Below are 12,339 nucleotides of genomic sequence, written 5' to 3'. Positions count from 1 at the left end.
GGAACAGAGCAGGTTTCCCGTATCTATCGACATTCTTGACAATGCCGGATAGCTGCTCAAACAGGTCTTCAAGCAAAAGCCGAAAGTGTAAACAACGCTGTTGATTTCCACACCTCGCTGCGGGCAAAAAGTTGAAATTAGTTGCCGGTATCGGCCGCACAAATATCCAGATGCGGATCGATGCCGCCATCTGGCGAGGTGATGCCGGCGCAGCCTAAAACAGTGTGGAAGATATTGTCGTGCGATACCGCGCGCCCATCCTTAACAGCTTGTGCCACCCGTTCGGCCAATACTTTGCCCTCGGGGCTTTGCCGATAGCTTTCGGAAAACCACACCACAAACGGGATGGAAAACTGCTCTTTGGGCGCGATATTGATCGGCTTGCCGTGGAAATAATCGCCGTTTTCGCCCAACGACTCGCCGTGGTCGGACACATAAATCAGCAAGGCCCGCTTATCGGACAGCGACTTGATGGTTTCCGCCAGCAGTTCGTCCACGCCCAGCACCGTGTTGTCGTAGGCATTATCTAATTCGGCCTTGCTGCAATGCGATACATCCGGGTTGGTGCAATAGGGAGTGAACACGCGGTGGTGCGGCGGGATGCGATCGGCATAAGTTTGGTGCGAACCCAAGGTGTGCAGCACCAACAGCATCTTGCCACCGCGATACTGCGCCACCGATTGCCGCATATAAGGCAACAACGCCGCATCCCAGGCACCGGATTGCTGCTCGGCCACAATTTGGTATTTGCTCACCAGCCTGTCGTAGCCCATATAACTGTAAAACCCGGATAGCGTTTGCAGCGAATAGATCTCGCTACGATAGCCCAAGGAGCGGAACACCTCGCCAAACGAGGATTGACGCGGAGTACGGTCGGGGCTGCTTTTCAACATGGGCGAAGAAAGGCAGTTAAGCGAATTCACGGTCAGTGTGTCGCAAGATTGGGCATTTTTGAAGCTGTAGAGATTGGGAATGGCGGCAAGCTGCGGATTGGTGTTGCGCGGGTAACCGTTGAGCGAAAAACGATCGCCACGCGTGCTTTCGCCAATCACGAACACCACCAGCAAATCGTCTTTTTGGTCGAGATAACGGTATTTCTGCGGCATCCGTTCCACCCCGGCATAATTGCGCTTCATATCCCGAACAGATTTGCGCGCCCGCTGGCCGTTGTAATACACATCCAAAGGGGAAAAGCGCAGCACATCGCCCATAAAGTGACTGTCGCGGATGCTGCCTTTGCCGCGGAAGTGGTAGCCCTTATATTGAAACAGGCCGAACACCGCCAGCAATGCCGCAAGCGAAGCCAGGCCGCAGCAGGCCAAATGCCGCTGCCAGCCCACCTGCCGAATGCGCTGCCGCCACAGCAGCAGCACCGGTAGCAAGCCGAACACCAGCACAAAGCACACCGACTTTACTGAAATCATTTCTGCCGTCAAGTCATTTTCACTGATGAGCGCGCTGAGCAAAATATCTTCAGTAATCAAGATGCGGTATTGGCTTTTGGCAAACACCGCCACCGAACCCGCCAGCAGGTTCAATGTCCAAAATAATTTGAATGGCCAGCGGTGTACCAACGCCAGCAGCCAACCCAGCGCCAGCAGCACCAATGCAGGCCACACTGCCGCTTGAATTTCCACCATTCCATGATTGGAAAACAGGTTTAATGCAAACAAATACAGCGTAAGCACGATATTGAGTGCAAACAGGGAAACGGGCGAGCGCATGATCTTCATCATGGTAAAGGCTACCTGAAAACAAAACGGCAGATTTTACTACAAAGCTGCACGGCCTTGTCTGCCGACGCACCTATAGCGTCGCACTTCATACTCAGACAGCCTGTGGAAGCGTTGTTTGGAAACCAAAAGGCTACCTGAAACTTTCAGGTAGCCTTTCTTGATTGCCTAACAGGCAGCTGCCAGCCTAATATTTCACCAGCACCGCACCCCAGGCGAAGCCGCCGCCGATGCCTTCTAAAAGCAGGGTATGGCCGCGCCGGATGCTGCCGTGGCGTACGCCCCAGTCGAGGGCGATGGGGATGGAGGCGGCGGAAGTGTTGCCGTGATTCTGCACGGTGAGCACTACTTTTTCCATGCTGAGTTTGAGGTGTTTGGCGGTGCTTTCCAGAATGCGGTAGTTGGCCTGATGCGGTACCAGCCAATCGATTTGCTCGGGTGTGAGACCGGCTTCGGCAATCACGTCTTCGGCCACTTTGGCCAGCGCTTTCACGGCGAATTTGAATACGCCGGGGCCGTCCATCTGCAAAAACGGTGTGCCGCAAACGGCGCCGTTGGCAATCTGGCCGGGGGTTTGCAGCAGGTGTCCGTAACTGCCGTCGGCCAAGAGTTTGCTGTGCAGGATGCCTGGCTCGTCGGATACGCCGAGCACCACGGCGCCGGCGCCGTCGCCGAACAGCACGCAGGTGCGCCGGTCGGTCCAGTCCATGATGCGGCTGAACACATCGGCACCGATGACCAAGGCTTTTTTAGCCATACCGCTTTTGATGTAGGCATTGGCGGTGGTGATGGCATACATAAAGCCGGCACACACGGCCTGCACATCAAACGCGGGGCAGCCGCTGATGCCGAGCTTCTGCTGCACGATGGTGGCAGTGGCGGGGAACTGCATATCGGGCGTGGAAGTGGCCACGATGATTAAGTCAATTTCATCTGCATCCACCTCTGCGGCTTCCAGCGCTTTGTGGGCGGCGGCCACGGCCAAGTCGCTGCATTTTTCGTTGTCGGCGGCGATGTGGCGGGTTTTGATGCCGGTGCGGGTGGTAATCCACTCGTCCGAGGTGTCCACGATTTTGGCGAGGTCGTCGTTGCTGAGCGTTTTGGCCGGCAGGTAGCTGCCGGTACCGAGGATTTTAGCGTAGGTCATGAGTGTTTCGCTTTAGAATGGTTTACTGCCGGAAGCGGCGTATTTTAAAGATTTCCACTGGATTTGTCTTATGATTTTCCAAACTTCATGCAAAATGCCACCGTTGCATATGCCTTTTAAATATAAAGATACAAAAACAAATTATTTGTTTGCCTGCGGCTTTGCCATTATCATGCGCACGCATCCGATTCACACTTCACAGGAGCCCATAAATGAGCAATATCGCCAACAACATCGTCGATTTAATCGGCAACACCCCGCTGGTTTACCTCAACCGCCTCGCCGAAGGCCTGCCCGGCAAGGTAGCCGCCAAGCTGGAATACTTCAACCCCGGCAGCAGCGTGAAAGACCGCATCGCCATCTCCATGATCCGCGCCGCCGAAGAAACCGGCCAAATCAAACCCGGCACCACCATCGTGGAAGCCACCAGCGGCAACACCGGTATCGGCCTGGCCATGGTTTGCGCCGCCTTGGGCTACAAACTGGTCATCACCATGCCGGAAACCATGAGTAAAGAGCGCAAAATGCTGCTGCGCGCCTATGGTGCCGAGCTCATCCTCACTCCCGGTGCGGAAGGCATGCCCGGCGCCATCGCCCGCGCCCAGGCGCTGGTAGACGCCCACCCCGGCCAATACTTTATGCCGCGCCAGTTCGACAACCCTGCCAATCCCGAAATCCACCGCCGCACCACCGCCGAAGAAATTTGGCGCGACACCGACGGCCAAGTTGATATTTTCGTTTCCGGCGTGGGTACCGGCGGTACGCTCACCGGCGTGGGCGAAGTGTTGAAAAAACGCAAACCCTCGCTGCAGGCCTATGCGGTCGAGCCTGCCGCCTCCCCCGTATTGAGCGGCGGCGAAAAAGGCCCGCACCCGATTCAGGGCTTGGGCGCAGGCTTCGTGCCGAAAACCCTGAACACCGAAATCTACGACGGCGTGATTACCGTGGAAAACCAGGCCGCCTTCGATACCGCCCGCGATGCCGCCGCCAAAGAAGGTCTCCTAGTGGGTATCTCTTCCGGCGCCGCCATCTGGGCCGCATTGGAGCTGGCGAAAAAACCGGAAAACAAAGGCAAACTCATCGTGGTGGTTCTGCCTTCCAACGGCGAACGCTATCTTTCCACCCCGTTGTTTGAAGACCTTGCCTCCTAAGGCAGCCTTGCCGGAAAAGCCGCAGCCATGCGGCTTTTTTCGTATTCCCAACCTGCCGGCATGTTGTAAATTTGTTGTGAGAAGCCGCCAAAAACTTGCCCTGCCGACTGATTTTCCCTATAGTTAGCCACATTGATGAAACTGTTAGCTTAAGTCAAAACATGAAAAAATATATCCCCATCCTCCTCGTTGCCGGCCTGCTCGGCGGCTGTAACCTCCTTTCTTCCCCCAATAGCACACGCCAAAATACGCAGGCTTCGCCGAACTACACCCTAGCCGCCAGCCATTGGGGCGATGTGGCTAAAATCCGCAACGAGGCCACCCGTTTGGGCTATGAAGTAACCAAAGGCCGCATGACCAAAACCCAGGCTGCGCAACAGCTCAACCGCTTCCGCATCAACTTGGTCGGCCGCAACAGCGTAGACGACAGCATGTATGAAGTTTACCTGCGCTCTGCCGTGCAGAGCCAGCAGGGCCGTATCACTGCCGAGCAGTCCAAAATCTTCATTCGCAATGCCCTGCAGGGCTGGCAGCAGCGCTGGCCCAATATGCAAAACCGCCCGGCCAACCCGGCGTTCACCAACTTCCTGATGGAAGTAATGAACATGCAGCCGCTGAAATAAGCCGCCAGAATCAGCAAAGGCTACCTGAAAATTTTCAGGTAGCCTTTTATTGTGTTTCCTCATATTGCTGCAGCAGCTTTCCATACAGTTCGATAGGCTGGGGTTGAAGCTCCACTATATGTAAATGAAGCTATTTAGCCACACACAATTCACGGCTGCTAACCCGCACCTATCGAGTATTCCAGCCAAAACACTACTCTATTAAACCATTTAAATAAAACAAATCTTTACGGAAATTTAAAAAATAGACAAAATGGTGTATGATTATTCTTACGATATGCCCGGAGCCGTTATATAGTCTTTCTATATAGTCTTTCCAAATAGGAATGAAACCAGGCGGCAAGCTACAAATAGTATTAGGTTAACCATAAAGCGAGCCAACGTCGTATCATTCCTTTTTAGAACATCTGTATACAGATGGCAAACGGAGTATCGATGAGCATCTGTTAGGCAATACCGATATCTGTCCAAATTCTGAATTAAGGAGAAGTTTATGTATCCGATTCAAGAACCACTCCGCAGCGGCATGCTGCCTGTATCTGAGCTCCACACGATCTACTGGGAGGAAAGCGGTAATCCCGCAGGCATCCCTGTTATCTTCCTGCACGGTGGCCCCGGTGCCGGATCTAGTCCGGCTTGCCGGGGTTTTTTCAATCCGGAAAAATACCGTGTCATCATCATCGACCAACGCGGCAGCGGCAAATCCACCCCCTATGCCGAAACTCGCGAAAATACCACTTGGGATTTGGTGGAGGATATTGAAAAAGTAAGAAAAATGCTCGGCATCGAGAGCTGGCTGGTATTCGGCGGCTCGTGGGGCAGCACCCTTTCCCTAGCCTATGCCGAAACCTATCCCGACCGTGTACGCGGCTTGATTTTGCGCGGTATTTTCCTCTGCCGCCAAATTGAAATTAATTGGCTGAGCGAAGAAGGCGGCGTGAGCATGATTTATCCCGAACAATGGCAACGCTATCTAGCTGCCGTGCCGCCGGAGCAACGTGCCGGTTCATTAGTTGAGGCTTATTATTGGATGCTTAATTCACCCGACCCCGCCGTGCATCTGCCTGCCGCCAAAGCTTGGGCAGATTGGGAAAGCTGGCTGATTTGGTTCGACCCCAAACCGGTAGATGAAGACCCACAAGCCTCTTTGTCCATCGCCCGCTTCGAAAACCACTATTTTATGCACCAAGGCTGGTTGCAGGGTGATAAATCCATCTTGGCCAATGCCCATAAAATCCGGCATATCCCCACCATCATCGTGCAAGGCCGCTACGACCTCTGCACCCCCACCCGCAGCGCATGGGATTTGAAGCAGGCACTGCCGCAGGCCGATCTGCGTATTATCCAAAGCGGCCACTACGCGCAAAACCCAGCTATTGCCGAAGCCCTAGTGCAGGCCACCGATGAATTTGCCGAACGGATCGGCGCTTGATTAATTCCGTCGAGCACACGCGATGAGGCTACCTGAAAACCGTTTTGCTTTTTCAGGTAGCCTCTTTGATGTAACGCCAATCATGGGCAGCAACGAACTGCTATCATTTCGTTGACAATGAAGGCCAACAAACGCGCCCTTAGCATAGTCCAGTAACCCTTTTATAGTGAATTAACAAAAACCAGTACAGCGTTGGCTCGCCTTGCAGTAACGTGTGTACTGTCTGCGGCTCGCCGCCTTGTCCTGATTTTTGTTAATCCACTATAACCACCTTACCTCACTCAAAGGATATCCAAACATGACAACCCGCACCGAACACGACCTCCTAGGCGAACGCGAAATCCCCGCAGCCGCCTATTGGGGCATCCACACCCTGCGCGCAGTGGAAAACTTCCAAATCTCCGGGCAGAAGATTTCCGACGTGCCCCAGTTTGTACGCAGCATGGTGATGGTGAAAAAAGCCGCTGCCCAGGCCAACGGCGAGCTGGGCGCACTCAAGCCCGAAATCGCCGCCGCCATTGCCCAAGCCTGCGACGAAGTGCTGCTCAAAGGCCGCTGCCTCGACCAATTCCCATCCGACGTATTCCAAGGCGGCGCCGGTACTTCAGTGAACATGAACACCAACGAAGTCATCGCCAACCTCGCATTGGAAGCACTAGGCCACGAAAAAGGCCGCTACGACATCGTCAACCCCATGGATCATGTGAACGCCAGCCAATCCACCAACGACGCCTATCCCACCGGCTTCCGGCTGGCCGTGTACACCAGCATCGGCGAACTATTGGGCAAACTGGCACACCTGAAAGACACCTTTGCTGCCAAAGCCGATGAATTCAAAGACATCCTGAAAATGGGCCGCACCCAGCTGCAAGATGCCGTCCCCATGACTGTCGGCCAAGAATTCCAATCCTTCCAAGTGCTGCTGGCAGAAGAAGAAACCAACCTCGAACGCACCCGCCAACTGCTGTTGGAAGTAAATCTCGGCGCTACCGCCATCGGCACAGGCATCAACACGCCGCCAGGCTATGCGCCGCTGGCCGTGCAGAAACTCTCCGAAATCAGCGGCCTGCCCTGCAAGCTCACCGAAAACCTGATTGAAGCCACCTCCGACTGCGGCGCCTATGTGATGGTGCACGGTGCCCTGAAGCGCACCGCCGTGAAGCTCTCCAAAATCTGCAACGACCTGCGCCTGCTCTCCTCCGGCCCGCGTGCCGGCCTGAAAGAAATCAACCTGCCGGAAATGCAGGCAGGCTCATCGATTATGCCCGCCAAGGTAAACCCCGTGATTCCCGAAGTGGTGAACCAAGTTTGCTTCAAAGTAATCGGCAACGACACCGCCATCACCTTCGCCGCCGAAGCCGGCCAGCTCCAACTCAACGTGATGGAACCGGTTATCGCGCAATCCATGTTTGAAAGCATCTCGCTTTTAGGCAACGCCGCCGTTACGCTGGCCGACAAATGCGTGCGCGACATCACGGTAAACCGCGAAATCTGCGAACGCTACGTCTTCAACTCCATCGGCCTGGTAACCTATCTTAACCCCTACATCGGCCATGAAAACGGCGATCTGGTGGGCAAAATCTGCGCCCAAACCGGCAAAACCGTGCGCGAAGTGGTGCTGGAGCGCCAACTCTTAAGCGAAGCCGAGCTCGACCGCATCCTGTCGCCACAAAACTTGGCCAATCCGCATTTGTAAGCTTGAATTGAAACAGGCAAAAGGCTACCTGAAAACCGATGGCTGGTTTTCAGGTAGCCTCTCACCTCCGGGTGGCTATGTATTGAAACGATGCAGGCGGCGGTGATGTGATCCACCCAAGCCCCTCATATTTGATTTAATGCAAACAAACCCGGCATCAGCGATACCGACCCACTCAATGTTATACCCTACCCATTACGTTATACTAAATTATAAATTTATATAAATCAATAAATTACTTGCAATCAATATCCGTTTCCACTATCATTGTCCCATCTGTAAACACATCCCGAAGAAAGGAAACAAAATGAGCAACTGCCATACCCATGCCAACCACCAACACGTTCACGGCGAAGGCTGCGGCCACACCGCCGTCAAACACGGCGACCACATCGACTACATCCACGACGGCCACCTGCACCATGAACACAACGGCCACTACGACGAACACAGCCTCGATGTAAACGCCACCAACCCCGACGGCTGCCACCCCGTGCAAACCTGTGCCGGCCATGTTCACGGCGAAGGCTGCGGCCACGAAGCCGTGCCGCACGGCGACCACACCGACTACATCGTAAACGGCCGCCTGCACCACCAGCACGGCGACCACTGCGACGACCACGGCCCGGTGGAAATCGTTAAATAAACCCATGCCGAAACCATTTTCAGGTAGCCTTCCCATCGCGAAAGGCTACCTGAAAATATTTCGGGCAAAGTTAAACCAGCCATTGCCTCAGCAAAGCCAAAACAATTATAGTGAATTAAATTTAAAGCAGTACAGCGTTGTCTCGCCTTGCCGTACTATTTGTACTGTCTGCGGCTCGCCGCCTTGTCCTGATTTAAATTTAATCCACTATATTGATCCCCCGCCAGCCGGTAAACCGCAGGCATGCTAAAATCCCCTCTTCCAACACTATCTCGAAAACCCATCATGAACAAAGCCCTCATCGGCAGCATTACCGGCCTTCTCGTGCTCGGTGGCGCAGCCGTCGGCGGCAGCCTCTATGCCGACCAACAGCTCACCGACAACGCCTACTCCCCCGAGCTCATGCAACGTTCCTTCGGCCTGGCCAATTTCCAGGCTCAAACCAATCTGGGCATCCTGTCCGGCAGCGCACAATGGCAAGGCGACCTCGTGTTCGACCCCTGCCAGCCCGGCGACAAAATCACCATCCGGGGCAACGACACCATCCATCGCTCCCTGTCCGGCTACCGCATCGACAGCAAAATCTACATCGTATCCGACTCCAAACAGCTCAACACCTACTTCCCCGAAGGCTTCCTCCTCAATGTCCGCCGCCACATCGGCTGGGGCGGCAACGTGCAAACCAGCTTCAACCTCCCCGGCCGCACCATTCAGAAAGACGGCAACACCCTCACCTGGCAAGACATCAACGGCCAAGTCAGCCTGAACAAAGAAAACAATGAACTTATCCCCACCGAGTTCCAATTCAGCATCCCCGCCATCGAGCTCAAATCCGGCCAAACCAGCTTCAGCCTGCAAAACCTCAGCCACCGCAGCCAAAACAGCTTCCTCGGCCACGGCAAGCTGCAGAGCGGCAGCAGCGAAACCACCCTCGCCGCCCTCACCTTCATCAGCTCCCCCGGCAACAGCATCGTTTTCAGTCAAATCAAAACCACCGGCACCCAAAGCATCAACGGCCCGGCCGCCTCCTGGGGCAGCGCCTTCAACATCCAGCGTATCGACATCACCCAACAAGGCCACCGCTACGACAGCAACGCCGGCCAAAGTGCAGGCAGCAAACACAGCATCGAAGGCCTGCAATTGAACAGCAGCTTCAACGGCCTCAACACCCAGGCCATGCAATCTTTCAGCGACCTGATCTCCCGCCAACGCAGCGTCTGCATTCCGCGTAACGAGTTCAAAACCAAACTGAGCGAGATCGCCACCGCCATGCTCAACAGCGGCCTGAGCATCCAAGCCCAAGGTAACCAGATCAAACTCGACGGCTTCCCCCTCACCGCCGACGCCGAGCTCACCCTGCCCCCGGGCCAATACGGCAATATCGACAACATCCGGCCTGAAACCCTGGTGCAGAACCTGCAATATCGCGCCGACATCCGAATCCACCAAGGCTTTATCCAAGCAGCCAACCATACTTTTGCCGACTGGTCGAACCGCATCTACAACGAAGAAGACACCCGGCAAATCATCGCCAAGCTGCTCCAGCTTCCCGAAGCCAAACAAGAAGGCGACACCATCCGCCTGATCTACCGCAAACCCTAAACAGGCAAAGCATCCGCCTATTTTTCAGGTAGCCTGCATTCCGGCAGGCTACCTGAAAACCATTTCCTCCCCGCATGAAAGCGGTTTATATAGTGATTAAATTTAAATCAGGACAAGGCGGCGAGCCACAGACAGTACACACGTTACGGCAAGGCGAGCCAACGCTGTACTGATTTAAATTTAATTCACTATAGCCAGCCGTATTGGCTTTCGATATAAAGCAGTGAACCGCAGGCAACACGAAAGCACGTCAAGGCGGAGTAACGCGATCACGGAAGTTAAGCCTGTCATATGGCAGAAATAAGTTTTTGCCTGTAAACACCATCTCACACAGTATCGGGCTACAATCCGCGCCTTGCCCCAACCATAATATAGTGGATTAAAATTGCAATGACACGGCGTTGCCAACGCCCTTGTGTACTATCCCGTACACGGCGGGCGTTGCCGACTTGTCTCATTTTTCTTTTAATCCACTATAAATTACCTACACATCATGCTTTGGATTCTCTTACTCGGTTTTCTAGTGATGCAGCTGTTCGGCTGGCTGTTTGCCAAAGGACTGTTGTGGCTGCTGCCGCACAATTTGAGCCGCACTACCCGCCGTGCCGTGTGGATGCTGGTATTCGGCATCGGTAACGGGCTGTTTTTCATTTTGTTTTTCCACTTATCGTCTATACTGTTCCGTTTGTTCACGCTGTGGCTGGTGGTGGTGCTCTACGGCGTGCTGACCATACTGGCGGTGTGGTCGGCCGGGCAGCTGCTGCGCTTGAAATGGCCGCCGGAGCGTACGCTGACGGCGAGGCGCGTATTGGCGGCAGGGCTGTTTTTCGGCCTGTTCGCGCTGTCGCTCTACAATGCCTACACGCCGGTGGTACGGTATTATGCAGTGCGCATCGGCAAGCCTTTGGATAAACCGGTGCGCATCGGCGTGGCCAGCGACCTGCACTTGGGCGTGCTGTTCGGCAGCCGGCAGATCGACGAGCTGGTGCGCATCATGCAGCGCGAACGGGTAGACATCATCCTCCTGCCCGGCGATTTGATGGACGACGATACCGAAGCCTACAACATGGAACACATGCAGCCGTACCTGCAGCGCCTGCGCGCGCCGCTGGGCGTGTATGCCACGCTGGGCAACCACGATTTATTCGGCCACCAGGCCGAAATCGCCGCCACGCTGCAAGAGGCCGGCATCACGGTGCTGCACGACAATGCGGCCAACGTTGACAACCGCTTCTGGGTGCTCGGCCGGCCCGATGAAATGGATGTGCACCGCGCCGACACCGCCGATTTGCTCAAACAAATCGACACCGCCCGCCCCGTATTCCTGCTCGACCACCGCCCCACTTCCATCACGCGGCACGAACAGCTGCCCATCGACATCCAAGTGTCCGGCCATGTGCACAACGGCCAGATTTTCCCCGGCAATCTGGTGGTGAAGCTGCTCAACGTGCTCTCCTACGGCTACGAAGCGCGCGGGCGTGGGCATTATTTCGTTACCTCCGGCTACGGCTTCTGGGGCATCCCCCTGCGGCTGGGCTCGCAGTCGGAAGTGGTGGTGATTGATGCGTCGGGGGAGTAGTCCCGGCTGCCGTTTGGTTTTCAAACAAGCTTGGCAGATAATAGGCTACCTGAAATTTTGGACGGCATCTGGGCAGGCTTGCCAACCCGATTCGGATATTGCACTTAAAACCCGGATGTGCGATCCTCAATAAACCTCAAGGCCGCCATTGCCGAAAGCTATAAACACCATTGCCGCCGTGCCGCCGGCCTTGTTATTTTGCGGCGAAACCCGTATCTTGCCTGCTATCCGAAATCCCTATCTGAAAGGAAAAAAAACATGAGCAACCAAATCATCCACACCTCCGATGCCGCCTTCGAAAAAGACGTATTGAAAGCCGAGCTGCCCGTATTGCTCGACTTCTGGGCTCCCTGGTGCGGCCCTTGCAAAATGATCGCCCCGATTCTGGACGATGTTGCAAACGAACTCCAAGGTAAAGTACAAATTGTTAAGCTTGATGTAGAACAACACAATCAAGTAGCTGCTCAATTTGGTATCCGAAGCATCCCAACATTGATGGTATTTAATAACGGTAAGCGCGTTGCAACCAAAGTTGGTGCAGCAGGGCTCTCCAAATCAACATTGATCGAATTTATCAACGCTGCTTTATAATGTTTCCCATCGCCACCGCCGCTTCTTCGGGCGGTGGCTTTCCTTGACAAGCCGCACTCAAGCTCCTAGAATGCCGCCGTTTTGCGCCCGCCTCACTTTTGGTGCGCAGCCCCATTCTCCGGCTTATAACAGCCAAAAC

At 54.7% G+C, this 12,339-nt stretch carries 10 protein-coding genes and 1 pseudogene; 8 read left to right on the top strand and 3 right to left on the bottom strand.

Going from position 1 to position 12,339, the window contains the following annotated elements; all coding sequences use genetic code 11:
* Positions 1-137 precede the first annotated feature (137 nt).
* On the bottom strand, positions 138-1,736 hold the full coding sequence (locus ELB75_RS06560; protein ID WP_126983240.1) for a phosphoethanolamine transferase: 1,599 nt from the start codon (positions 1,734-1,736) through the stop codon (positions 138-140).
* A gap of 184 nt (positions 1,737-1,920) precedes the next feature.
* Positions 1,921-2,880, bottom strand: coding sequence for a beta-ketoacyl-ACP synthase III (locus ELB75_RS06555; protein ID WP_126983239.1), 960 nt, complete (start codon positions 2,878-2,880; stop codon positions 1,921-1,923).
* 212 nt (positions 2,881-3,092) lie between these two features.
* On the opposite strand from ELB75_RS06555, the gene cysK reads away from it, so the two are divergent.
* The 5 genes from cysK (at position 3,093) to ELB75_RS06530 (ending at position 8,428) form a co-directional block, all read left to right on the top strand.
* Positions 3,093-4,031 (top strand): cysteine synthase A, encoded by a 939-nt coding sequence (gene cysK, locus ELB75_RS06550; RefSeq protein WP_126983238.1) that lies wholly within the window; start codon positions 3,093-3,095, stop codon positions 4,029-4,031.
* A gap of 161 nt (positions 4,032-4,192) precedes the next feature.
* The gene (locus ELB75_RS06545) at positions 4,193-4,654 is read left to right on the top strand and encodes a prokaryotic membrane lipolipid attachment site family protein (RefSeq protein WP_126983237.1); all 462 of its coding nucleotides are present in this window, start codon (positions 4,193-4,195) and stop codon (positions 4,652-4,654) included.
* 493 nt (positions 4,655-5,147) lie between these two features.
* A complete protein-coding gene (pip, locus tag ELB75_RS06540; RefSeq protein ID WP_126983236.1) occupies positions 5,148-6,086 on the top strand; it encodes a prolyl aminopeptidase in 939 nt (312 codons plus the stop codon).
* Positions 6,087-6,384: 298 nt separating this feature from the next.
* Complete coding sequence (gene aspA / locus ELB75_RS06535) at positions 6,385-7,782, top strand: aspartate ammonia-lyase (RefSeq protein ID WP_126983235.1); 1,398 nt, start codon at positions 6,385-6,387, stop codon at positions 7,780-7,782.
* A gap of 307 nt (positions 7,783-8,089) precedes the next feature.
* Positions 8,090-8,428: a hypothetical protein gene (locus ELB75_RS06530; RefSeq protein WP_064090087.1), complete on the top strand. Its 339-nt coding sequence runs from the start codon at positions 8,090-8,092 to the stop codon at positions 8,426-8,428.
* Positions 8,429-8,536: 108 nt separating this feature from the next.
* Here the strand turns inward: ELB75_RS06530 and ELB75_RS12665 are convergent.
* Positions 8,537-8,655: pseudogene (locus ELB75_RS12665) on the bottom strand (IS5/IS1182 family transposase); the annotation flags it as partial.
* 58 nt (positions 8,656-8,713) lie between these two features.
* Between ELB75_RS12665 and ELB75_RS06520 the strand changes: the two are divergent.
* The 3 genes from ELB75_RS06520 (at position 8,714) to trxA (ending at position 12,200) form a co-directional block, all read left to right on the top strand.
* Positions 8,714-10,030, top strand: coding sequence for a DUF945 family protein (locus tag ELB75_RS06520; RefSeq protein WP_164726831.1), 1,317 nt, complete (start codon positions 8,714-8,716; stop codon positions 10,028-10,030).
* Between the two features lie 493 nt (positions 10,031-10,523).
* Complete coding sequence (locus ELB75_RS06515) at positions 10,524-11,609, top strand: metallophosphoesterase (RefSeq protein WP_126983232.1); 1,086 nt, start codon at positions 10,524-10,526, stop codon at positions 11,607-11,609.
* 258 nt (positions 11,610-11,867) lie between these two features.
* Complete coding sequence (gene trxA, locus ELB75_RS06510; protein WP_126983231.1) at positions 11,868-12,200, top strand: thioredoxin TrxA; 333 nt, start codon at positions 11,868-11,870, stop codon at positions 12,198-12,200.
* Positions 12,201-12,339: the final 139 nt, after the last annotated feature.

The sequence above is a fragment of the Eikenella corrodens genome, from assembly GCF_003990355.1.
GTDB lineage: Bacteria > Pseudomonadota > Gammaproteobacteria > Burkholderiales > Neisseriaceae > Eikenella > Eikenella corrodens_B.
Note: the sequence above shows the minus strand (reverse complement) of the source record. Positions and strands in the feature narration are given on the sequence as shown.